The organism is Neobacillus soli NBRC 102451 (genome assembly GCF_001591665.1).
GTDB lineage: Bacteria > Bacillota > Bacilli > Bacillales > Cytobacillaceae > Neobacillus > Neobacillus soli.
Genome location: NZ_BCVI01000039.1, coordinates 1 through 24176 on the forward strand (window position 1 = coordinate 1; position 24176 = coordinate 24176).

The 24176-nt window shown below is 38.1% G+C and carries 18 protein-coding genes, 2 tRNA genes and 1 pseudogene; 15 read left to right on the plus strand and 6 right to left on the minus strand.

Annotation, left to right across the window (positions count from 1 at the left end; genetic code table 11):
- Window positions 1-25: 25 nt before the first annotated feature.
- The 4 genes and pseudogenes from BSO02S_RS13610 to BSO02S_RS13625 all read left to right on the plus strand — a co-directional run bounded on the left by BSO02S_RS13610 (window position 26) and on the right by BSO02S_RS13625 (window position 4736).
- Window positions 26-107: transfer RNA gene (locus tag BSO02S_RS13610), tRNA-Leu, on the plus strand.
- A gap of 318 nt (window positions 108-425) precedes the next feature.
- Window positions 426-737, plus strand: a pseudogene (locus tag BSO02S_RS13615) (hypothetical protein); the annotation flags it as partial.
- Window positions 738-1245: 508 nt separating this feature from the next.
- On the plus strand, window positions 1246-3909 hold the full coding sequence (locus tag BSO02S_RS13620; RefSeq protein ID WP_066068029.1) for a M14 family metallopeptidase: 2664 nt from the start codon (window positions 1246-1248) through the stop codon (window positions 3907-3909).
- A 239-nt stretch (window positions 3910-4148) separates the two neighbouring features.
- Entirely contained in the window at window positions 4149-4736 is a 588-nt protein-coding gene (locus BSO02S_RS13625; protein ID WP_066068033.1) for a CalY family protein, read from the plus strand.
- Window positions 4737-4889: 153 nt separating this feature from the next.
- Here BSO02S_RS13625 and BSO02S_RS13630 read toward each other — a convergent pair whose 3' ends face one another.
- The gene (locus tag BSO02S_RS13630; RefSeq protein ID WP_066068035.1) at window positions 4890-5372 is read right to left on the minus strand and encodes a hypothetical protein; all 483 of its coding nucleotides are present in this window, start codon (window positions 5370-5372) and stop codon (window positions 4890-4892) included.
- 235 nt (window positions 5373-5607) lie between these two features.
- On the opposite strand from BSO02S_RS13630, the gene BSO02S_RS13635 reads away from it, so the two are divergent.
- Window positions 5608-5681 (plus strand) — tRNA-Gly (locus tag BSO02S_RS13635).
- A 79-nt stretch (window positions 5682-5760) separates the two neighbouring features.
- On the opposite strand, the gene BSO02S_RS13640 is transcribed toward BSO02S_RS13635, so the two are convergent.
- Entirely contained in the window at window positions 5761-6432 is a 672-nt protein-coding gene (locus BSO02S_RS13640; protein WP_066068042.1) for a B3/B4 domain-containing protein, read from the minus strand.
- 107 nt (window positions 6433-6539) lie between these two features.
- Here BSO02S_RS13640 and queG point away from each other — a divergent pair, with 107 nt between their 5' ends.
- From queG to BSO02S_RS13690, 10 genes are all read left to right on the plus strand, one after another.
- Window positions 6540-7688: a tRNA epoxyqueuosine(34) reductase QueG gene (gene queG, locus BSO02S_RS13645; protein ID WP_066068044.1), complete on the plus strand. Its 1149-nt coding sequence runs from the start codon at window positions 6540-6542 to the stop codon at window positions 7686-7688.
- Between the two features lie 69 nt (window positions 7689-7757).
- The gene (locus BSO02S_RS13650; protein WP_066068047.1) at window positions 7758-8621 is read left to right on the plus strand and encodes an amidase domain-containing protein; all 864 of its coding nucleotides are present in this window, start codon (window positions 7758-7760) and stop codon (window positions 8619-8621) included.
- 74 nt (window positions 8622-8695) lie between these two features.
- Window positions 8696-9169, plus strand: coding sequence for a tRNA (uridine(34)/cytosine(34)/5-carboxymethylaminomethyluridine(34)-2'-O)-methyltransferase TrmL (gene trmL / locus BSO02S_RS13655; protein WP_066068050.1), 474 nt, complete (start codon window positions 8696-8698; stop codon window positions 9167-9169).
- Between the two features lie 326 nt (window positions 9170-9495).
- Window positions 9496-11391, plus strand: a complete 1896-nt coding sequence (locus tag BSO02S_RS13660) for a PrkA family serine protein kinase (protein ID WP_066068053.1) — start codon at window positions 9496-9498, stop codon at window positions 11389-11391.
- 339 nt (window positions 11392-11730) lie between these two features.
- On the plus strand, window positions 11731-12897 hold the full coding sequence (gene yhbH, locus BSO02S_RS13665; protein ID WP_066068056.1) for a sporulation protein YhbH: 1167 nt from the start codon (window positions 11731-11733) through the stop codon (window positions 12895-12897).
- 125 nt (window positions 12898-13022) lie between these two features.
- The gene (locus tag BSO02S_RS13670) at window positions 13023-13511 is read left to right on the plus strand and encodes a protease inhibitor I9 family protein (RefSeq protein ID WP_235846922.1); all 489 of its coding nucleotides are present in this window, start codon (window positions 13023-13025) and stop codon (window positions 13509-13511) included.
- 113 nt (window positions 13512-13624) lie between these two features.
- On the plus strand, window positions 13625-14833 hold the full coding sequence (nagA, locus tag BSO02S_RS13675; RefSeq protein WP_066068059.1) for an N-acetylglucosamine-6-phosphate deacetylase: 1209 nt from the start codon (window positions 13625-13627) through the stop codon (window positions 14831-14833).
- On the plus strand, window positions 14820-15572 hold the full coding sequence (nagB, locus tag BSO02S_RS13680; RefSeq protein WP_066068062.1) for a glucosamine-6-phosphate deaminase: 753 nt from the start codon (window positions 14820-14822) through the stop codon (window positions 15570-15572). The genes nagA and nagB overlap by 14 nt, the downstream gene beginning before the upstream one ends.
- The gene (gene phnF / locus BSO02S_RS13685; RefSeq protein ID WP_066068065.1) at window positions 15565-16287 is read left to right on the plus strand and encodes a phosphonate metabolism transcriptional regulator PhnF; all 723 of its coding nucleotides are present in this window, start codon (window positions 15565-15567) and stop codon (window positions 16285-16287) included. Before nagB ends, phnF begins: the two co-directional genes overlap by 8 nt.
- A gap of 123 nt (window positions 16288-16410) precedes the next feature.
- A complete protein-coding gene (locus BSO02S_RS13690; protein ID WP_425320385.1) occupies window positions 16411-17403 on the plus strand; it encodes a CAP domain-containing protein in 993 nt (330 codons plus the stop codon).
- A 55-nt stretch (window positions 17404-17458) separates the two neighbouring features.
- Here BSO02S_RS13690 and BSO02S_RS13695 read toward each other — a convergent pair whose 3' ends face one another.
- From BSO02S_RS13695 to BSO02S_RS13710, 4 genes are all read right to left on the minus strand, one after another.
- On the minus strand, window positions 17459-18718 hold the full coding sequence (locus BSO02S_RS13695; RefSeq protein ID WP_066068069.1) for an ATP-binding protein: 1260 nt from the start codon (window positions 18716-18718) through the stop codon (window positions 17459-17461).
- Window positions 18719-18889: 171 nt separating this feature from the next.
- On the minus strand, window positions 18890-20371 hold the full coding sequence (locus tag BSO02S_RS13700) for a sensor domain-containing diguanylate cyclase (protein WP_066068072.1): 1482 nt from the start codon (window positions 20369-20371) through the stop codon (window positions 18890-18892).
- Window positions 20372-20563: 192 nt separating this feature from the next.
- Window positions 20564-21229 carry an FMN-dependent NADH-azoreductase gene (locus BSO02S_RS13705; RefSeq protein WP_066068075.1) on the minus strand — a complete coding sequence of 222 codons (666 nt, stop codon included), beginning with the start codon at window positions 21227-21229 and terminating at the stop codon, window positions 20564-20566.
- A gap of 214 nt (window positions 21230-21443) precedes the next feature.
- Window positions 21444-23798, minus strand: coding sequence for a TIM barrel protein (locus BSO02S_RS13710; protein WP_066068078.1), 2355 nt, complete (start codon window positions 23796-23798; stop codon window positions 21444-21446).
- Window positions 23799-24176 lie beyond the last annotated feature (378 nt).

Below are 24176 nucleotides of genomic sequence, written 5' to 3' on the forward strand. Positions count from 1 at the left end.
TAGTTTTATCAAAATATTTAAATACGCCGGTGTGGCGGAATTGGCAGACGCGCACGACTCAAAATCGTGTTCCGTGAGGAGTATCGGTTCGACCCCGATCACCGGTATCATGACACTGCTTGCCAATGCAGTGAAATCAACGTTTCTTACACTTCGTAAGAAGCGTTTTTTATTTATCTCAAATACGATTCTTACAAAAATATCGTGTACATAAAATCGTGTGCGTACCCTGTCATTAAACAGGGAGGAATTAAAAATGGCAAAGCGTAAAAATGAACTATCAATTGAAGAATTATCCATCATTAACTCACCAAAAGCAGTAAAAGAAATTGATTTCAAAACCGCTTTTTCATTATAAGTTGATGATTGCCAAATCAGAAACCTAAGACCTCAAACCTCAAACAATCCAATAGTACAGAAATGAACTATCTGTATTCTTCAAAATGCTAAAAGAACAAGGCATTAACTCCTCATTCGAAGCTATTACAAAAGAGGATATTAAGCGAAATGTCTATCTGTATATGAAAGAGAAGGGATTGCAGACTGACACCATAAACTCTCGTTTAAGAGCAATAAAAGCGTTCTTTAATTTTCCTCATCGTGAAAGTCATCCCAAAAACAATCCACTTAGTGATATTAAACTGCTTAAAGATTGCAGAAAAGTTGTTGAAACCTTTACAAATGAAATTCTTGCAACAAACTCAGCAATTTTCCAAATTCTTCAGCATGTGCATTAGTATGTTTTAGATGAGTTAAATAATCTAACTCCAATGGATCAGCCAATTAAAGAAAATTAATGAATAAATACAATGATAAATAGAATGGCTTTTTATCAACAATTATTTGACAGAAGTTTAGACAAATACTCCCAAAAAACCTTTGATTCTATTTATATAGCAAAAAATTGTTTATTTTTTTTTTGATTGAATTCTCCATAATTCCTTTTTTTCGACAAAAAATATTTAAATAGACAAAAAATAAAAGATTTCAAATTATATCAGTAAAAGTTATCTTGTTTATTTTGTTTACTTAGTTTACAAAGGATATTGAATTCTTACGGTAAGAGAAATTTATTCTTATAGATTAAAGGTATTTACAAATACTATATTAATTTACACCATTTAGTAACGGTGTAAAAATATGTCAAACAATAATGTTATTTCAAGACATAATGCAGCAGAAAATTCAAAATATTCAAGCCTATAATAGACTTGCTTTACCAAATCTATTAAGGGGTGTTTGTAGTTGAGGAAAAAGAGATTGAAAAACAAATTACTAGTTTTAACAACAAGTACAGCAATTGTTGCATCAACCTTGTTCGCTAGTCTGGGGTCGCCAATTTTTGCAGAAACTGCAAAGGGGGAGTTAATCCCGCAAGAAGAAAGCTTCTCGGTTGTCTCACTTGAAATTCCTAACGAAGCCGCAGCAGAAAAAATCAGGGAGCTCGAAATCGATTTTGATCACGGGATCCATGAACATGATGGAGTGTGGGAAGTAGAAGCAGTCGTTACTCCATCAGAGGTTAAGATGCTAGAGAAAAATGGGATCAAAGTTGCGGAAACATTAATGACGGAGCAAGTATGGCAAAAAAGAGTCAATGAAAGAAACACAACGGTTCAGCGGAATGCAATGCTAGCTGCCGAAGAGGAAACGTTGCAAGTTCTTCGTGCCAATCATTACACGAACCAATCAGCAACTTTCCTTTACCTTGAAGCGAAATCCAGTCTTGGAGATGTAGCAGGAACAGTATTAACCGCTAAGTGGATGGAGAATGGCGTAGAAAAATCAGCAGCATTAGCAAAAAGAAGTGATTATGGGGCTTATCTATACCACTATTTGGAACTGCCTATAACAGGCATTCCATCAACTGTTACAATAGTTAGTAATAAAGGAGCAGCTGCTGCGACAAGTAATGTAACAGAATGGCTTGGCGGGGGAAAACCTGAGCCAGGTGAGCACTATGTATCTGGGTTTGTTGATCATTATATGACTCCAGCAGAAATGAACGCCAAAATGGATCAATTGGCGGCGGAATTCCCAGAGATTTTAGAGATAGTTGAAATGCCTAATAAAACAAATGGATACAGACGTAATGCACAGGCATTAATGGGAACTGTCACAAATTCTTCTGTTTCCGTTACATCGAAAGCTTGGGGACATGAAGGCGGCAACGATATTGAAGTAAGCTTCGTGAATCCTAATGCTGCAAATCGAAATCTTAATGTAATCAAGACAGGTAAAAAGATTGTTGTTCAATTGGCAACAGACTCATCTGGCAAGATTACAAGTACTGCTAAACAAGTTGTTGATGCACTAAATAAGGATGCCAGCAATCTTGTTACGGCAACAACATACCGTGGAAACGTCGGAAATGGAGTTGTTGGGGTTTTATCAGCAAAATTAACGGATGGTCTCAAAGCTCCGGCGAATGTTTCCCGTGAGCCAATGACAGTAAGGGCATTCCGTATTGGTAAAGTTCGAGACGGTTCCAAACCGGGTGTACTTGGCTACTCTCAAGAACACGCTCGTGAGTGGGTTACACCACTTGTTTCTATGGAATCGGCTGAGCGTTTGCTAAGAAACTATGCTACTGACCCGGGAACAAAAAAACTTGTCGATAATCTTGATATTTTCATTGTTCCAACGGTTAACCCTGATGGTGCCAATTATACCTTCTATGACTACAATATGCAGCGCAGAAACATGACAAATCACTGTGGACCAGAAGGAGCTTCAGATTTTAATTCCCGCAACAGCTGGGGTGTCGACCTTAACCGAAATCATTCTATTGGATCAGTATTCGATGGTTATATCGGTGCTTCAACAAGCTGTACGAGTGACACATTTGCAGGTCCTTCTATAAACTCTGAGCCTGAAGCAAAGAATCTTGTATGGTTAGCGGATAACTTTGATAATCTTAAGTTTTCAATGAATATCCATAGCAATGGTGGATACTTCATGTGGTCTCCAGGTGCATATGATGCAAAACGTGTAACACTGACTCGTCCAACAGCTGGGGAAGAAGCATTTTATTGGAAAGCATCTGACCATATTCTAAAGACTATTCAGGATCACCGCGGAACGGTCATTCAACCAACACGGACAGGCCCTATTCCTGATGTGTTGTATTCCGCTGCAGGTAACTCTGCTGATTATTTCTGGTATAAGAAAGGCATTTATGCTTGGAACTTTGAAGTAGGTGCACCATTATGGAATGGTAAAGGTTGGGTTTCTGTTGGATTCCAGCCTACTTATGCAGAAGGTCATGAAGAGGCGATGGAATTTGCAAACGGATTTATCGGAATGCTTGAAGTCGCGTTAGACCAAGCTGGAGATAAGACAAACCCTGAATCAAAGGCAGTACCTGGAAGCGGAAGATATGCTAAATCAGTTAAGGTGGATATTGAAACAAGTGAACCGGCTACTGTTTATTACACATTAGACGGAAGCCGGCCAACGTTTGATTCAGCGAAAATTCAGCTTGCTGGAATTCGTGAGGGTGCAGAAAAGCTAAAAATTGATGCCACTACAACGATTAAATTCTTCTCCGTCGATACGGCAGGGAATGTTGAAAATAATTACAATCCAAAAGGTAAAGATAATAACTATAATTCTGTAACACTTACAATTGGCGGCGACCAAACTAAAGAGCCTGGAGCTTCAGACTTAATAGCTCTTGTAGAGCGCTTTAACAAAGAAGGCGGTTTCTCTAATAGTCTGGCAGTTCGTCAGTTAACAACCCATTTAAGTGCATTAGAGGTGTATGAAAAACAAAAAGCTACTGACAAAATTGCAAAGCATTTGGAAACCTTTAAGACATTGCTTGACAGCCAAAAGAAAACCGGTGTGATTTCAGAAAAGGCATATAATTCTATCCTCGCCTATGCTGATTATTTAACTGTGAAGTGAGGCACTAATTTTGACTCTAATGGATCAATAGGTTTCGGAACAGTTTAATTAAAATCGCAGGCGATTTAATTAAACCGCTGGCAATCCGTCCTAGCTTTAGCCGCTAGTGGACAAACTATCCCTTTGCGACAGCATACCTTGTCGCAAGGGAGATAGAATTACGGATTTAACTCCTCAAATGGAATCTCAACCATGATGAGGGGACTAAAAAACACAAAAATTATGAGGGGGAATTTTAAATGGGTTTTAAGAAACGTTTAGGAATGGGCATTATGTCTGGAATGTTGGGTCTATCACTAATAGGTGGAGCTACATATGCTTACTTTAGTGATACCGAAACAACAACAAATACGTTTGCAGCGGGAACATTGGATTTATCTGTAAACCCAACAGTGATCATTGATGTGGATAATCTTCAGCCTAGAGATTCCATGACTCGTACTTTTGAACTTATTAACAACGGTTCCCTTGATATCAAGGACGTGACATTGAAAACAGATTATACCGTGATTGATGCAAAAGGGGATAACACTGAAAACTTCGCTAAGCATATCCAAGTGGAGTTCTTATATAACCTTGATAAGTTAAATGAAGTAGTTTATGAAACAACATTAGCTGACTTGAAAAATATGACTCCTGATGCAATTGCGCAAAATATTTTCATCCCAATAATAGGAGAAAAAGGGCTTGCTGTTGGTTCTCTGGATGATCTTGTTGTCAAATTCAACTTTATTGATAATAATTCAAATCAAAACCAATTCCAAGGTGACTCTTTAAATCTTAATTGGACATTTATAGCTAACCAAACAGAGGGCAGGCAGAAATAAGGTTTGATTTAAAGAAGGGTATTCACCGAAGGTCTTGCCTTTTGGTGGAACCCTTCTCTTTATTTGTTCTTAGGGGCGTTAACTTCCGCTAATTCCATTGGAAGATTATAACCAATCTTTGTCGAAAATCAATAAAAAGAAGAGCACCGCCCGTCAGTGTTTTTTCCCATATTGTGTGACTCCAAAATAATCACTGGTTGTATATTTATTATATTTAACATCTAAATCGTGTAAAATACGATGAACATCAATCAAGTAACGGATATCTTTTGTTTTATTTGCATTTTCCAATAAATCCTTGGCAAGAAGGAAATCCTCTTTCAAGTCTTTATCATCAGTTGCATAAATTATTTCATTCAAATCACCTATGTACTCGGTGTAATGCTTTTGGAAGACTGTAAAACTATAATTCTCGCTTCTTCCCCAGCACAATTCATCATTCCAATATTTATGATTGCTAGAGATATAAGCACCAATAGCGATTTTATTAATTTTTGAATGTTCAAGTTGTTGGACTGGCAGCTCCTTTGGTGTTAGCATGCTATTTTTGAAATAAAAGGTAATAGACAAACCAATCACAATAGCTAGAAAAGAAATAATAGAAATAATGATCGGTTTTCGTTTAATAGTTCCCACCTCACTAGATTCATAACAATATATTTAGTATAGGATATCAAATTTTCTGATAATAGTCATTTATGAACGTCCAAACAAGAGAAAAAAGCCCTTATGGACTTTTTCTTTTCACTTAATAATGATGTTAGGAAAAGTCGACAAATTTCGCACAAATCCCTTGACGATAATAAAAATTGTGTGTATTATTGTAAAGGTCAACTGGTGATACCGATTGTTCATCATTTGTTCAAAAAATGCGGGTGTAGTTTACTGGTAAAACCTCAGCCTTCCAAGCTGATGTAGTGGGTTCGATTCCCATCACCCGCTCCATACATACTAACTAACGCAGTGTATCGTTACATAAGAGAACGATGCATTGCGTTTTTTCTATTTTTACGCACATAATAACTTATTGTCCACTCAGAATACGGAAAGCAGCGTCTCCACCATGTATTTGCGTAAACATGTTCATTAACGATTCGGTTAACTTCTTAGCATTTTCCATATCGGTTGATGGTCTCAGATAAATGATTTGCAAAGCATTTTTTGTACTAAAAGAAACATGACTTCGCCCAGAATCGACAAAAGGACTGCCAAACGGCCCTTCTTGATCAGAAGCCACAATCAACCGCTCCAGGGAGTTTTTCCTCCCGTTTAAACCTATGTATTCCTCGCCTTCTCTGCCGATACGTATTTCCACTGATCCTTGCAAATGATCTTGGTCGTAGATTCCAATCGGTACTTGATATTGCAGGGAGAAAAAGTTATTCGTGTCGATGGCACTTTGAACAGACGAAAGATAGTTTTGTTTTTGGACTCTTCTATATAAGGCCTCTGCAGAATGGCGATACCGGTTCGGGTCCTTTCCTGTCTTTTTAAAAATACCTCGCCATTCTTGAATACCAGGAAGGTCTGTAACGTTACTATTCTCCAAATCGAAATATATGGACTCTTGAAAAAGCTGAAGCCTTCCTTTTAGCATTTGTGGTGAATCCCCAACAGTGATATTTCCATATTCAATAACCCCAAGCTTAAAATCCGGAATTTGTTTGATTATTTCCGACGAAAGTTGAATTTCCAACTATTCCACCTCCAAAATTGATTGAAAATAGTTTATCATAAATAGTTGTGCTACTAAAAATATTAACCACTTTCATAGATGAACTAAGTTGGAAAGGGGGGAAAACTGTGGATATAAAAAAGTTAAAAGATGAGCTCATCACCTATAGTAAGGAAATTGGCATCGATAAAATTGGTTTCACAACTGCCGATCCATTCACTGAATTGAAAAGCCGGTTAATAAGGCAGCAGGAACTTGGCTATCAATCTGGATTTGAAGAACCGGATATTGAAAAAAGGGTTACCCCTTCCTTATTACTCGAAGAACCACGTTCGATTATTTCGATTGCTTTAGCCTATCCTTCAAAAATGAAAATTCGTGTTGAAAGCAAGAAGGGTGAACGAAGAGGGATTTTTAGCAGGGCCTCTTGGGGTCTTGATTATCACCATATTCTTAGAGACAAGTTAAAAAGGCTTGAAGAATTTATTATAGCCATGGTACCAGAAGCGCGTATAAAATCGATGGTAGACACAGGAGAGCTCTCAGATCGTGCCGTTGCGGAGCGGGCTGGAATTGGATGGAGTGGGAAGAACTGCGCCATCATTACCCCGGAGTTTGGCTCCTATGTTTATTTAGCAGAGATGATTACGAGTATTCCTTTTGAGCCGGATACCTCGATAGAAGACCAATGTGGGACTTGCACGAAATGTTTAGATGCGTGTCCAACGGGAGCTTTAGTCCAAGGCGGGCAGATTAATGCCCAGCGCTGTATTTCTTTTTTAACGCAAACAAAAGAGCTTATACCAGATGAGTTTAGGGATAAGATTGGTAACCGCGTCTATGGATGCGATTCTTGTCAAACGGCTTGTCCTGTAAATAAGGGCAAGAACTTTCATTTTCATGATGAAATGAATCCAGATCCTGATGTTGCCAAACCATTATTGAAGCCAATATTAAAATTAAGTAATCGGGAATTTAAAGTCAAATTTGGAAACGCAGCAGGCTCGTGGAGAGGGAAAAAGCCAATTCAACGGAATGCGATAATTGCACTAGCTCATTTTAAAGATGAAACAGCTGTCCCGGAATTAATCGATGTATTAGAAAAGGAGGCAAGCCCTGTTTCGCGAGGAACGGCGGCTTGGGCCCTTGGTAAAATTGGCGGGGAGACTGCTTTTACGGCGCTATTAAAGGCAAAAGAGAATGAGACCGAAATCGAAGTGCAAAAAGAAATCGAAAAGGGCTTATATTTTTATAGTGATAACAAAGGAGCGAACTAATGGTTTCGCTCTTTTTTAGATTGAAACCCCGTATTCTTTCATATGTATGAAAGGAAAGGGAGTGAGCACATGCTTGAATTAATTCAAGATCTTTTTGAAAAAAGAGTAGACCAATTTGTCTCTAATAAAAGAAGTCATAAGGTATTTTTTCCGAAGGCAGAAAAAAAACAGGAGGCATTTGCAAAAAGATCTGCGGAAATCGTGAAAGTGAAAGCTTCAGGTAAAATTATCGAAGTAGGTGCTGATGATGAATTTCAAACAGTAAAATACCATGCCCATTACCAATATTTAATTAAACAAAAAGGTAATCTTTATATGGAAGAAGAAGTGGAAGAAAGAGTAGCCAAGTTTTTTAAAAAGGCTTTAGTGATGGATGAGGAAATAAACCCCTATGCATATCAAGAACCACATTCGGAGCTCTTGTTTGAGGACAATGAGGAGAGAGTCAACTATCAATACAATCGCCTAAAAGCTGTTCAGTACGCGGAACGTTGGTGGAATAGCTATAATCCGGCATATAAAAAATTTGAAGTGGATTGTACCAACTTTATTTCGCAATGCCTCCATACTGGCGGGGCGCCGATGAGGGGCCATCCAAATCGGGGAAGAGGCTGGTGGCTTCAAAATAATATTTGGAGCTACAGCTGGGCAGTCGCAAATTCACTGCGATTATATTTGTCTAATTCAACAAGCGGCCTTCGGGCAAGGGAAGTAAGCAGTGCAGACCAATTGGTCTTAGGAGATGTCATTTGCTACGATTTTGAAGGGGACGGACGGTTTAATCATAACACTATTGTTACGGGAAGGGATGCTAATGGGATGCCATTAGTGAATGCCCATACGTACAATAGCCGGATGCGGTACTGGGCATATGAGGATTCATCTGCTTATACACCAAATATTAAATATAAATTTTATTCCATTATTGATTGAAGGCGGTTCTTTTCTTGAAAGCATTAGTTTGAGTGGTATAATGGCTTGTAGAGTTTTTTATCGAGGTGAAATTCGTGTCAATAAATGTAGTCTTATATCAACCACAAATACCTTCCAATACAGGAAACATTTCCCGGACTTGTGCGGGAACGGATACCCGTTTACATTTAATCCGCCCGTTAGGCTTCTCGACCGATGACAAGATGTTAAAAAGAGCTGGCCTGGATTATTGGCAGCACGTTACGATCGTCTACTATGATTCTTTAGATGAATTTTATGAAAAGAATGCAGGCGGTGAGTTCTTTTATATAACAAAATTTGGGCAAAAGACGTACAGCAGCTTTGATTACAGTCATTCGAGCAAGGATTATTATTTTATTTTTGGCAGGGAAACAACCGGCCTTCCAAAGGAAATCATTGAGAATAATATGGAAAGGGCCTTGAGGATTCCGATGAATGATAATATTCGTTCCTTAAATCTTTCCAATACAGCTGCCATTCTCATTTATGAAGCATTGCGGCAGCAAAACTACTCACACTTAAAATAAACGATAAAAGGCTGCCAATTGGCAGCCTTTTTTCATTAATTATTATTTTGTTGAGCCTGGCTTATCATTATAACCTGCAGTTAATATGGCAGTTATAAATGCAATCATAACTAAAATAACGATGAAAGTGTTCATGTGTATGTATTGCCCCCTTCATTAACGCTTAATAGTTTTATTATAGCCTAACTTTAAAAAATGAAAAGAGCAATATTCCTTTTATGATACAAAAAAGATAGACAGTAACTCTCCACTGTTACGCATGTTCAAAAGCTTAAGCGCATAGAGTATATTAATCGTCTCTGATTAAGCTACAGGGGGAGGGCCTTATGGATATTTTAAAAAAAATCGAGATGTTTCGCGAAGAAGAGGAAAAACTGCGTTGGGAAGGAACATTCGCTGATTATTTACTGCTGTTAAAGGAAAAGCCATGGGTAGCACAATCTGCACATTCTCGAGTTTATAATATGCTTAAAGATTCTGGGATTACGGAAGAAAAAGGGTCGAAGAAGTACGAATTTTTCAGTAATCAGTTATTTGGTTTAGAGGAATCGCTTGAACGACTTGTGGAAGAGTATTTCCATCCGGCAGCAAAAAGGCTGGATGTAAGAAAGCGGATTTTATTATTAATGGGACCAGTCAGCGGTGGGAAATCAACTCTGGTAACGATGTTAAAAAGGGGTTTGGAGAGTTACTCGCGAACGGACAGGGGCTCTGTTTTTGCCATTAAAGGATGCCCGATGCATGAGGATCCACTTCACTTAATTCCACATCATTTGCGGGCAGAATTCCACGAAGAGTATGGGATTCGGATTGAAGGAAATCTGTCACCGCTGAACATGATGCGTCTTGAGCAGGAGTACGGCGGCAGAATCGAAGATGTTTTAGTGGAAAGAATCTTTTTCTCCGAGGATAAACGAACAGGAATCGGAACGTTTAGTCCTTCTGATCCCAAATCACAAGATATCGCCGATTTAACAGGGAGTATCGATTTTTCAACGATTGCGGAATTTGGTTCCGAATCAGACCCAAGGGCATATCGCTTTGATGGGGAGCTAAATAAAGCAAACCGTGGGATGATGGAGTTCCAGGAGATGTTAAAGTGTGATGAGAAATTCCTCTGGCATCTGTTGTCATTAACCCAGGAGGGAAATTTTAAGGCGGGCCGATTTGCGTTAATTAGTGCCGATGAACTTATCGTGGCACACACGAATGAAACAGAATATCGCTCATTTATTTCGAACAAGAAAAATGAAGCGCTCCACTCCAGGATCATTGTTATGCCAATTCCCTATAATTTAAAGGCATCGCAAGAAGAAAGAATTTATGAAAAAATGATTAATGAAAGTGATGTATCAGATGTCCACATTGCTCCACATACGTTAAAAGTGGCAGCGATGTTTACGATTTTAACCCGCTTAAAGGAACCAAAAAAGGGCGATATCGACTTACTGAAGAAAATGCGCCTTTATGATGGGGAGAATGTGGAAGGGTTTAATACAGCCGATGTCGAGGAGTTGAAAAGAGAGTATCCAGATGAGGGCATGAGCGGGATTGACCCGCGTTATGTTATTAACCGGATCTCATCCACGATTATTCGCAAAGAAGTACCAGCTATTAATGCCCTAGATGTATTAAGATCGTTAAAAGACGGTCTAGATCAGCACCCCTCAATTACCACTGAGCTCCGCGAACGGTATATGAATTATATCTCTTTAGCGCGGAAAGAGTATGATAATATTGCCAAGAAGGAAGTCCAAAAGGCATTTGTTTATTCGTATGAAGAGTCAGCGAAAACGTTAATGGACAATTATCTTGATAATGTCGAGGCTTACTGCAATAAGAATAAGCTCCGCGATCAATTAACTGGAGAAGAAATCAATCCAGATGAAAAGCTGATGCGCTCGATTGAAGAACAAATTGGTATCTCTGAAAATGCGAAAAAGGCCTTCAGGGAAGAAGTGTTAATTAGAATCTCAGCCTTTGCTAGAAAAGGAAAGCGTTTTGACTATAACTCCCATGACCGGCTCCGTGAAGCCATTCAAAAGAAATTGTTTGCTGACCTCAAGGATGTTGTGAAAATAACAACTTCTTCGAAAACACCAGATGAGCAGCAGTTGAAGAAGATCAATAATGTTGTAGCCCGATTAATTGATGAACACGGCTATAATTCGACATCCGCTAATGAATTATTGCGTTATGTTGGAAGCCTATTAAACAGATAAAACAGGATTAAAATAGCTGGGACTGGCAGAAGGAATCTGTCAGTCCATTTTTTTCAATATGTATCTACTTGTCCATTTTTCTAGGGCAAAAACCCAATTGTCGAAATTAATTGTAAATTATTCTCCATTCCTGCATAGGATAAAGTAATCCAAATTTTATGTATCAGAATTTATATCGATTATTTCTGAACTAAATCAGCTATGCCAAATGGACCGACCCTAGGGGCCAGCCATCGGCAAGTTTTCATTAATCGATTTTTTCCACTCGCGTTATCTTATGTATTTACAAAAAATGTGTGCAGTTTTAAATGAAATATTTTTATAAGGAGGGCATTAAAAATGTCAATCGATAACCAACAATATGTCATTTCAAGAGAAGATTGGTCCCTCCACCGTAAAGGCCACGATGACCAGCAGCGGCATCAAGAAAAAGTCCAGGAGGCAATTCGCAACAATCTTCCCGACTTAATTACAGAAGAGAGTATTATTATGTCTAATGGAAAAGATGTGGTAAAGATTCCGATTCGTTCATTGGACGAATATAAAATCCGCTATAATTATGACAAGAACAAACACGTGGGCCAAGGTGACGGTGACAGCCAAGTAGGTGACGTAGTAGCTCGTGACGGTTCAAGCGGTCAAAAAGGACCGGGTAAAGGCCAGGGGGCAGGGGACCAGGCAGGTGAAGATTATTTTGAAGCTGAAGTTTCTTTAATGGAGCTTGAGGAAGCATTGTTTAAGCAATTAGAGCTTCCAAATTTAAAAAGAAAAGAGCAGGAAGAACATCTCGTTGAAAATATTGAATTCAATGATATTCGTAAAACAGGGTTAATGGGGAATATTGATAAGAAACGAACAATGATGTCGGCCTTCAAGCGGAATGCCATGAGTGGAAAACCAGCATTCCATCCCATTTATAAAGATGACTTGAAATTTAAGACTTGGAATGAAATAGTCAAACCGGACTCTAAAGCTGTTGTGATCGCGATGATGGATACGAGTGGTTCCATGGGGTTATGGGAAAAGTATATGGCTCGCAGCTTTTTCTTCTGGATGACACGCTTTTTAAGAACAAAATATGAAACGGTAGAAATTGAGTTTATTGCCCACCACACCGAAGCGAAAGTTGTTTCAGAGGAGGACTTCTTCTCTAAAGGAGAAAGCGGTGGAACAATTTGTTCATCTGCGTACCGCAAAGCACTAGAGATCATTGATGCCAAATACAATCCACGAAAGTTCAACATTTATCCATTCCACTTTTCAGACGGTGATAATCTCACATCCGATAACGCCCGCTGTGTGAAGCTAGTTGAAGAATTAATGAAGGTGTCTAATATGTTTGGCTATGGCGAAGTAAACCAATACAACCGCCATTCGACACTAATGTCTGCCTATAAAAACATCAAAGATGAGCATTTTCGTTATTATATTCTTAAGCAAAAAGCCGATGTATTTCATGCGATGAAAAGCTTTTTCCATACAGAAGAATCGCAATTATATGCTTAGATTAAAAATCGATAGGTCAAAGAGCCTGTCGATTTTTTCTGATGCTTTTTAGGGGGTGGCATGAATTCGGTTGTTTTTATTAGCTCCGCCTAGTATTATCCTAATTAAGGAAGGATGATTCGGCTATGCCAAGATGGACGAAAATTTTATTGTTTAGTTGTCTGTTGTGTCTAATCGTCGGTGCCGTTATTTATAAACAGGTTCATAAAGACGTTAAGGAAGAAGAGGGGAAGGAAGTTATGACAAACGAAATATATATTGACCCCACGATAGATATGAAAAGTGAAAAGGATGTTATCATCATCATTCATTTTAAAACGAAACCGGCTAAGGCTGCGCTTGCCTTGGCAAAAATGACTGGTGTTCCATTGACATTGGAGCAGGCTGAGAAAGATGTAGAGGATAGTCATGCCCGTTTTCAAAAGGATGTTGAGAGGTACCTAGGACAAGCACAAATTCCCTATAGGATCGTCCATACCTATAAATCCGCACTAAATGGAGCAGCCCTGAAACTGCCTGCGAATAAAATTAATAGGTTATTGCGATCCGCTGAAATAGAGGCTATTTATGCAAATAAGGAATACCAGCTTAACCCTCCGCCTAAAGCCCGCTAAAATTTCCTTAAGGGATGATAAAGATATCCCTTATTTTTTTATCTAAAATTGGTATAGACAACTATACTTATGGAATGCTAAAATGAAGTATAAGCTGAAAGGAAGTAATCAGAATGGCTTCAAAAGTTAATCATATTTTACTTAAGGAAATCGATGTTTATTCAGACAGTAAAATAATTAAAAATGGATATATAAAAATAATAGATCAAAAAATAATTGAGCTTGGGCCATTAGATAAGCTTTCAAATGAAGAAGACTTTGAGGTTGTAAAGGTTCCTCCCCATTTTAAAGCCATTCCAGGTTTTATAGACGTTCATATTCATGGCGTTAATGGTGCGGATACGATGGATGGTACGAAGGAAGCACTAGATACCATGGTCAAGACTTTGCCTAAAGAAGGTACAACGAGTTTTTTAGCAACAACGATGACACAAGAAACCGAGCAAATTGAAAAAGCGTTACTAAACGCTGGGGACTATATATCAGGGCAGCAATCACGAGGTAAAGCAGAAGTACTTGGGATTCATCTTGAGGGACCATTTGTGAATGCTAAAATGGCAGGTGCACAGCCAATACAGTACATTATTGATCCTGACCTTGCTAAATTAGAAAAATGGCAATCCCTTTCGCAGGGAAATATAAAGCTTGTCACGTTGGCACCGGAACGACCTGGCGGCATAGAGATGGTTCGCTATTTAAAAGCTAATGGAATCATTGCTTCGATTGGTCATACATATGCAACCTATGATGAGGTGAATGAAGCTGTTGATGCTGGAGCTAACCACGTCACACATCTCTACAATCAAATGAGGGGGCTGCATCATCGTGAACCTGGTGTTGTCGGGGCAGCATTTTTACGTGATGAATTAATAGCGGAACTTATCGTTGATGGGGTCCATGTCCGCCCTGAGATGGTGAAGCTTGCTTATCAACAAAAACGGAGTGAAGGGTTAATTTTAATTACCGATTCTATGCGTGCAAAATGTTTGAAAAATGGTCAATATGATCTTGGTGGTCAGGAAGTGACCGTAAAGGAAGGAAAGGCCGTTCTCGAAGATGGAACCCTTGCCGGAAGCATCTTAAAATTAGGCCAAGCAGTAAAAAATATTGTAGCCTATTCAGACTGCACACTTGAAGAAGCGATTGAAATGGTCTCGGTGAACCCCGCGAAGCAATTGAATATTTTTGAAAGGAAAGGGAGCCTTACTGCAGGTAAGGATGCAGACATCGTGATTCTTGATAATAATCTCGAAGTTTTTATGACATTCTGCCTTGGTGAACTTGCTTTTAATAGGGAGGAAACGAAAAGTGAAAATTATTGAAGTAAAAGATTATCAGCAAATGAGTAAAAAAGCGGCTGAATATATAATTGATAAGGTAACTATGTTGCCGAGCATTAAACTGGGTTTGGCCACAGGCGGGACTCCAATCGGAACCTATAAAAATTTAATTACAGACCATCAAAAGAACGGGACTTCATATCAGAAAGTAACTACCTTTAATTTGGATGAATATGTGGGGCTTTCTAGTGAAGATAAGAATAGTTACAGCTATTACATGAAGGATCAATTATTCAATCATATTGATATTAAACAGGCTAACACACATATTCCTAACGGTGAAGCTGCAGATTTTCAAATAGAATGTAATAAATATGAACAATTAATGACCGAACATGGCGGGATAGACTTGCAAATACTTGGCATTGGCAGCAACGGTCATATCGGCTTCAATGAACCCGGAACTTCATTTGCTTCCAAAACCCATACTGTCAATTTAGCCCCTTCGACAATTAATGCAAACGCAAGATACTTTAACCGCTTAGAGGAAGTCCCGACTAAGGCGATTACGATGGGGATTTCAACGATTATGCAAAGTAAAGAAATTCTGCTGTTAATATCAGGAGAAAGTAAAAGGGATGCATTGTTCAATCTTATGAACGGTCCTGTCAATGAAAGTTCCCCAGCCTCTGTTCTGAAAAATCATCCAAATGTTACAATAATTGCAGATGAAGCGGCAGTAAGTTTAATCAGAATGGAAAGCTCGATGGAGAATGATTAATAAGAATTCCCCCATTCCTCTTTATTACCAATTGGAAGAACATATTAAAGAGTTAATTGAAAAAGGTGACTTAACACCTGGTGATGCGCTGCCTGCGGAAAGAGAGTATGCTGAAAAATACCAAATTAGCCGGATGACTGTCAGGCAGGCGTTTACCCATCTTGTTAACGAGGGTTATTTGCACCGACTGCAAGGAAAAGGAACGTTTATTGCCGAGCGGAAGATTGAACAGCCTTTGCAGTGGGTAACAAGCTTCACTGAGGATATGAAAGCGAGAGGGCTGGAGCCAGGAAGCCAATTAATTCACTTTGAAATTATTCCTGCAGCAAGTCAGATTGCTGAGCAGCTAGCAATTCAAGAAAATGAACCAGTATACGAAATCAAACGAATCCGTTTAGCAGATGGTGTTCCCATGGCCTTAGAAACAAATTATATTTCAGCCAATCTAATTCAGGGCCTTACTGAACAAATTGTCAACCAATCCTTATATGCACACATTGAAGAACAGCTAAACTTCAGAATTGACAGGGCTTCACAGGTAATTGAGTCAGCAATTTCCAGTCAAGTTGAAGCGAAATATTTAAAAATCAACAAAGGCGCACCAGTAATGTTGATTCAACAAAATACCTATCTTCAGAATGGCACCCCTGTTGAATTTGTAAAATCAGCCTATCGAGCAGATCGTTACAAGTTTATGATTCAGATGAAACGGTGAACAGTTTATATTGGGTTAATACCTAGTTCTTCCCCACACATGAGTTTATTACCATTAATACTTTTCTTGAAAAACATGAAAAATAAGAAGGCAAGTAAATTTTTTCAAGAGGAGGTCATTCGGTTGATAAATAAAACCGTGGGGTTACTTTTAACAGCATTTCTTACGCTGGGGCTTGCTGCCTGTAATAACAATGATAAAAAAGGAATTAATGACAACCGTACCGATCAAGTAGGTATGAATACTAACAATAACAATAGGAACCACAATAATTTCCTTGATGTCCGGAACGGGAGAGATGATGGCATTGACCATAATGGCCCGCTTACCGAAGATTATACGAATAATAATAACAGTCAAAGGGATTTTGATGTAAACCGGTTTAATGATAGGCACAGCAACAGAAAGAATAATGATGATATGATTTCTGCTTACCAAACAACCTTGAATAGTAATCAATATCCTCACACTAGAGCGGTATTAATTCAAGATGCAAAGTACAAGTATATCCGCATTGACCCTAGACAGGGAAATTTCCAGACAGGGTTAATTCAACAAGGACAGCCGTATCTGCAGCAGCAAAGACCGAGTGAAAAGGCACCAGTACAGCAGACTGTACCTCGGCACCAGCAGCCGGCAGCTACTCCAAACCAGACAAGACCAGTACCACAGCAAACACAACCAGTGCCAAAACAGCCGGCACAAACGCAAAATAATAATGCCCCAACAACAGGAACAGTTAGTCAATATGTACAGCAGGTTATCGACTTAACAAATGCCGAGCGGGGGAAAAATGGGCTTCCAGCTTTAAAAGCGGATACACAGTTAAACGGGGTTGCTCAGAAAAAATCTTTGGACATGGAGCAAAAACATTATTTTTCACACACAAGTCCTACTTACGGATCGCCATTTGACATGATGAGAGATTTTGGCGTGACCTATAAATCAGCTGGTGAAAATATTGCTCAAGGACAAAGGACACCACAAGAGGTAGTTACTGCCTGGATGAATAGCGAAGGGCATCGCAAAAACATACTAAGTTCAAATTTCACGCATATTGGCGTAGGTTTTGAAGATACCGGGAAACACTGGACCCAAATGTTTATAGGGAAATAAGGGATGAAAATTAACCGACAGAGCCAAGCTCTGTCGGTTAAGATAGTTGTTATTCCTACTCGCCTTTTCTAATTGATGTAATGGTAGGAAATTCAAAATGAAATGTCGTGCCTGCGCCCACTTCACTTTCCCCCCATATTTCCCCATCCATTGCCCGGACAATGCTATATACCACCATCATACCTAAACCCGTTCCATTTTTTCCTTTTGTGGAATAAAAGGGTTCTCCCAATCGTTCAAATTGTTCGCTAGTCATCCCTATACCAGTGTCCTTCACCCTAATCGTTACATAACTTTGGCTAAATTCAGTGGATATGGATAAACAACCGCCATTAGGCATCGCTTCAATAGCATTTTTGAGTACATTTATAAAGCATTGACGGAACTTCTGTCCGTCTCCCTTTATGAAACCAATTACCGAAAAATCAGTGATAATCTCAACTGAATTTTGGTTTGCTAAGGGTAAAAGGATATTTATTATTTGCCGAAGTTCACTTTTTACATTTAGTTCTTCGAAGGTCTCCAAGGACGGTTTCGCAAAGGTTAAATAATCTTGAATTACCCGCTCGGCAGAATGTAATTCTTCCTTTACGATGGATAAGTATTCCTTCCTTTTCTGCCTTGGGAGGTAATCATCTTGAAGTAGTTGGACAAATCCGCTGGCTGCAGTTAATGGGTTTCTAATTTCATGGGAAATGGCGGCCCCCATTTGTTCAACTGCTTTTAACTTTTCAGTTTTAATTAACTGCTGCTGCATTTCGTTATTTCTTCTGACAAATTCTATACCAAATGATATGATACCAATACCAAGTGGCGGGATGACAAGATAAGCAAACAAGAAATCAAGCCAATAAAGATAGGGATGGGTGATCAGCATGCCCCCGCTTGTCATCGCTCCAAGGATCATCCCTAGTGCAACGGTGAAAAGAATTCGGCGTTCAGGACTTTTTCTCCAAAACATAGGGTATATTCGCCACAGAATAATCCCAAGCGGAGCATATAGGAATAAGGTTAGAAAAAGACCTAAATCTAGTCCGTAAAAACTTCTAATAATAATTATTGCTATTGCAAGGATGGGTCCAATACCTAGATATACCGAACCGATGACTAAGGGAATAATTCTTAAATCAGCCCGGGCAACTGGAATTGGATTGTAAGAAAAATGAATACAAAACCATACCATTACGATAAAGAAAAAGATAATGAAGGGTTTTGATAAAGTGAACCTTTTGCTTTTATTTAAAAAGATCACAACAAAGAATAAAAATATGATTAAGATGGAAAGGCTTATGAGAAAATGTTTGGTAATGTCCATTAACTTCACCGTCCAATAAAGGCTCTTAGGAAAATTTTACAGGTATCTTCCACAATTTACAACAAAATTTTCGCAATATTTTGGAAAAATAGAACAATTTGTCGTTTTTGGGCCTGTATATAGGAAATAACGATAAAAAGGAAGACTTGAGCGCATCAGCCTTCCTTTTTATTAAGTTGAAATTGTATTTCTACCCTTTGTTTTTGATAAATATAAAGCCGAATCTGCCCTTTGAATTAATGCTTGCGGCTTTGTTGAAGATGTCGGGACAATGGTGCCAAGCCCGATACTTAATGTGACATTATCTGCAATTTCCGAACTGCTATGAGGAATGTGCAGTGACTGGATTGTCTCCTGAATATGCTGTGCCACTTTTATACCATCCGAGATTATTGTTGAAGGTAAGATTAGTGCGAATTCTTCTCCGCCATAACGGTAGAAAGTAAAATCTGAGTTACCTGTAATCTGATCTTTAATGGTTTGAGCAATCAATTGTAAGCAAAAGTCCCCAGTTAAATGGCCGTATGTATCATTGTATTTTTTAAAGTAATCAATATCGAACATCATTAATGTAAGCGGCGAATTGGATGAAAGACAATTCGTCCATTCTTTCTCTAATGTTTCATCAAAATATCTTCTATTGGCAATTCCCGTTAATCCATCCATATATGATAGTCTATTTAGTAATTCGTTTGCCTCTTGTAATTTTTGTTGGGTTAGTTTTCGGTCGGTAATATTCCTTGAGACAATAATGACTCTTTTACTGCCATCTTCCTCAAAGTGGACACTCTTGAGCGTAGATTCAATCCAAATGTAGTCGCCAAAGCTGGAACGATAACGGTAAGTGGATTCGGCACCTCCATCACTTAGTGCTGTTTCGAAACTTTCTTTAGTCTCCTCAATATCATCAGGATGGATAAAATCCTCGATTCTTTTCCCAAGTAATTCTGGATATTCATAATGAATGACTTCTTTTACCGCTGGTGAAATGTAAATATACTCAGCCTTTTCATTGTGCATTGTTATCATGTCACTAGAATATTCAGCTATTAACCGAAAGCGTTCTTCTGTTTCTTTTAATTTATATTGTGTTTCATTTGAATCCACAACGAAAACAAAAAAGTGATACGCTATAAAACCACCAATTAATGAAATAAGATAATGAATGGTTAAAAGAGTTTTAAGGGTATGTAAATCATCAATTTTAATAAAAAAGATGATTGATAGAATTAACAAAGCGCAAAGATTCATAACAAAGGCCTTTAATGTGCGAGAAAGCCGAAGCGGTGATATCGCCCCACAAACGAGTCCAATTAATAATGCCCCAATTGATGGGAGTATGGCCGCATGACTAAAACCGAAAAGGATTACTCTCCCAATTGCAATAATAACAGATGCAATGATTGCCGGAATAAATCCGCCAAATGCGGCAGCAATTACAATAGCCAAGTGGCGTAAATCGGCAATAATCCCAGTGTTGATTTCAATACTAAACAACATTAAGATGTTCCCGAGGACCCCAAAAAAAAGTCCCCAATATAACTTAGAGGGTAAAGGGGAGGATAACCTTAAGGGCTTATCTTTAAATAACACGCCCATAATTGAAAAGGTTGCAATTAAAAGTGTAGCATTTGAAACAAAATCTCTTAACATGTAAATTCTCCTGATATCGAATTGTAGTGCTTCTTGCTATTGTGCAATATTATTTCTTTGAGTTATTTCAAAGCATTCCAATTATACTATGAATTAACTATTTTAGACAAAGCTAGAATGGGAAATGCATGTTTATATTTTAAAATAAAAAAGCCTCCTGTTTTTTTCAAGCGGAAGCTTTTGTACATTTTCTTATAGCCGAACGGCAATAGGGTATTTAGCCAATTCTTTTGCAGCTGCTTTTGCCTTTTCTTTTGCCATTGCTAGGATTTCGGGAACCTTTTGCGGATTTAGATCAAATCCCTCAGCAATAACCGTGTCCAGTACTTCAATTCCCAGAAAGTGAAGGGCAATTTTTAAATAACGATCACCCGATTCCATTTCTTGCATTGGTGTCCCGGTATATTGCCCGCCTCTCGTTTGGATATGGATTGCTTTTTTATTTGATAAAAGTCCTTTTGGACCGGTAGGAGTATGTTCAAAGGTTTTTCCCGAAATAAATAAATTGTCCAAAAAGGCCTTTAATACGGCAGGTGAACTTAAATTCCACATTGGAGAAACAAAAACAAAGTAATCATACGTGATAAATTCATCGGCAAGCGCATGCATTTTTACTATTTTCTCCCTTTCAACCTCGGATAGTTGATCCAATGTATAGCCATAACCTGCTAATTTTCCTCTCGCTGACACCAAATCAGCATCCATTTGGGCAAAATCTAAAGTAAACAAGTCGAATTTCTTTATTTCAACATCTGGAGATTCCTCCCGAAAAGCATCAAGAAATGATTCCCCAATCTGCAATCCCTTTGACTTTTCCAGCCCTTTTGGATTTGCAGTTATATAAAGCAGTTTTTTCACATTAACACAACCCATCTTTATATATTTAATTCATTACTTTTATTATAGAAAAAAACCTCTTGCTCAATATTGAACAAGAGGTGAAGTTATTGAACATTATGTGTCTGATTTATTGTCTATGAAAATCTTGGGGCAAATAAAAAGCTTGAGGAAGAAATTCCTCTAGCTTTTTATTAAATATTATTAGTAGAGAGGGCAGTGATCTGCCCATAACTCAATGTTCATTCTTTAATTTTCTTCTTTTGAATACAAACAAGGTTACAGCGCCCAACATAAACAATGTACTACCGATTAATAGCATTGTATACATATTTGTTGCAGTATTAGGGAGTTTATTCCCTCCGCTATGATTGTTTTTATCTTGATTCTGATCTTTAAAAGCATCTTCGTTCGGGTGGTCATTTTTATTATCATTTTCTACTGAATCCGACTCAACTTTAACTAATCCATTGATTGCCGCTTGTAAAGCACTAAGTGCCTCACGTAATTCTTCTTCATTTTTAATCGTTCCTAATGCTGATTGGGCAGTAACGATCGCAGCTTGTAATGTTTCATAAGAGCTGGATGTATATCTACCATCGTCATTTTTGATGGCTTTTGCCTCTGCAATTAGCTTTTCTAATGAAGTTAAATCCACGAAAGCGGATGGTTTTTCTACATTAAGGACATACTGTTTTCTAAATGAATCATATTCTGCGGTAATCACTGTTTTCCCTTCATTTAATGCTGTGATTATTCCATTGCCGTCGATAGTTGCGACAGAAGATTCGGAGCTATGATAAACGACGTTTTCAGTCTGTGACTTTTTGTTGTTTTTCCAGTATATTCCATTTATTTGAACTTGGTCATTTTCTCCAATAAGGAGTTTTTCCTTCCCTGAAATTTCTATGTTTTTCACTCTTGAACTTGTTTTGGTTCTTTCTAAAGAAGCCTTCACCTTATTGAGAAATCCTTGAATTTCTTCATTTGGCGGTGAATCAAGAGTGCTAGGATGACCTTCATCTCCAGGTACCCAAAGCAATTCTACCGGAATATATCCTCTGTAATCGCTGTTTCTAATATCTGTGAAGAGTCTATCAAAATCGAGCCATACATTTGTTTCTTGTCCAGCGGTTTTCTTTTTCACTTGGAAGTTGTTGGAATAAGGGAGCGAAGCTCGGATGTCACGGTACCAATTATAGTCATGACCATAGTTTGTACTTAGGAAATTTCTAAAGTAACCGGTGTCATTAATAATGCCGATGTTAGGATGATTGACCCATTTCAGTATTTGGATTGTTTGACCGGCCGTTGCAGTCATGTCTCCATGGTTCTGGAGACCTATTTTTACACCCTTCGTTGCCCCATATTCTGCAATTTCTCGCATAGGAGGAGCAATTCTGTCTCTAGCAATCTCTTCCCATCCATGATTCATGATGTCTCTCGGTACATCACCGGAAAATACACGCATAACAGGAGCCCCCATTTCAGCAGCAACATCGATCCAATATTTAATACGTTCGACATCGAGAGCACGTCTTTCGGCATTAGGATCGGCAAAATTGTTTTGCACCCCAGTACCGCTAATTTCTAATCCTAATTCTTTACAAAGCGCCTTTAATTTCCTGACGAAATCATAAATTTCTTCATCTGATTTGGTAGGCATTGAATTATTATCATAACCCGGAATATAGTAAGCAGTGATATCGACCGCATCAAATCCAGCTTGCTTCGCAAATCTTAGTGCATCAAATGTATCGATTGGCGGAACATCATTTTTGTTATTCATCCAGGCGCTTAAATTCGAACTAAAGCTATACAGATTAAGACTAAGCTTATAATCACCCGTATAGTATTCACCAGTATACGGTTGATCTATATCTTGGTCATATTTGTAATCGTAAAATTGTAACTCATCTGCTCCCTCATCATCGTCGACACTCTCATCACCAATTAATTTTATTTTGAAACCCATGAAATCCCAATTGTTTTTATACTTATCAATCGCTTTTTCGGTCGGAACGTAAATCGTTAAATTTGTTACATCTTTAAACCAATATCCCGTTGGAAGCATTTCGGGAGGTTCTTCTCCTAGGGTTAGAGATGTAATAGTTGTTCGATAAAAGGCCCTGTTGCCCATGGCAGTCAAGTTCGGCAGTTCAACTGATTTTAGATTACCAGCGTGGATTCTACCTTGATAAAAGGCTCTTCCTCCGAGAATGCTAGTATTAAGAAATTTTACATTTTGAAGGGATTGGTTTTCTTCAAATGCTTTATCTGGAACAGTAGAATTCTCAAAATCTGCTGTTCCAATGAGTTCAAAAATTTGCAAGTTTATAAGACTTTCGTTAATAAATTTCGCATCACTGGCGTTCAGTATACCATCGGTAATGGTAAGGCTAGTAATGTCCTTAAAATCCATTCCAGTACTATTTATTGCTTCTTTTAGTTCGCCTCCGGAATGTGAAAGACGTATCGATAACGCACCTTCTGAATCTGGATTGCCTTCTGCAATTGCTGAAATAGGCAGGAGGGCAATTAGCATTACTGTGGTAAGGATTAAACTATAAATATTTTTTATATTTAACATGTATAAATCCCCCTTCTTGTAAATGAATCGTATTTATGTAAAATTTTTACTTAAATAAGTAAACGTTTACATAATTTCTGGAGTATTTTCATTTTTTTTTAGATTATCCACCTCCCAAGCAGTGTTTGTAACACCGTAAAGATTGCTTGCATTACATTGAAGAAAATCTAGAAGAGAGCTTAATAGAAGTCTTTAGAATTCAATTGGAATATAGCACATGGTTTTTTAAATAACAATATTTTCTAATTATTTTTAACATTTTGATACAAAAGAACTATTTGTAATTATAGGTAATAATATTTCTTTTGAAAAATCTATTGACAGTGAATTGAGGTCCTTATAAACTTTAGTTTAGTAAACGTTTACATTGCTAATTAT

Excerpts from the sequence above, each read along its gene's own strand:
- BSO02S_RS13625 (WP_066068033.1), top strand. The coding sequence starts at position 4,149 with ATGGGTTTTAAGAAACGTTTAGGAATGGGCATTATGTCTGGAATGTTG.
- phnF (WP_066068065.1), top strand. The coding sequence starts at position 15,565 with ATGATTAATAAGAATTCCCCCATTCCTCTTTATTACCAATTGGAAGAA.
- BSO02S_RS13650 (WP_066068047.1), top strand. The coding sequence starts at position 7,758 with ATGCTTGAATTAATTCAAGATCTTTTTGAAAAAAGAGTAGACCAATTT.
- BSO02S_RS13660 (WP_066068053.1), top strand. The coding sequence starts at position 9,496 with ATGGATATTTTAAAAAAAATCGAGATGTTTCGCGAAGAAGAGGAAAAA.
- nagA (WP_066068059.1), top strand. The coding sequence starts at position 13,625 with ATGGCTTCAAAAGTTAATCATATTTTACTTAAGGAAATCGATGTTTAT.
- yhbH (WP_066068056.1), top strand. The coding sequence starts at position 11,731 with ATGTCAATCGATAACCAACAATATGTCATTTCAAGAGAAGATTGGTCC.
- BSO02S_RS13700 (WP_066068072.1), bottom strand. The coding sequence starts at position 20,371 with ATGTTAAGAGATTTTGTTTCAAATGCTACACTTTTAATTGCAACCTTT.
- BSO02S_RS13710 (WP_066068078.1), bottom strand. The coding sequence starts at position 23,798 with ATGTTAAATATAAAAAATATTTATAGTTTAATCCTTACCACAGTAATG.
- BSO02S_RS13695 (WP_066068069.1), bottom strand. The coding sequence starts at position 18,718 with ATGGACATTACCAAACATTTTCTCATAAGCCTTTCCATCTTAATCATA.
- BSO02S_RS13670 (WP_235846922.1), top strand. The coding sequence starts at position 13,023 with ATGCCAAGATGGACGAAAATTTTATTGTTTAGTTGTCTGTTGTGTCTA.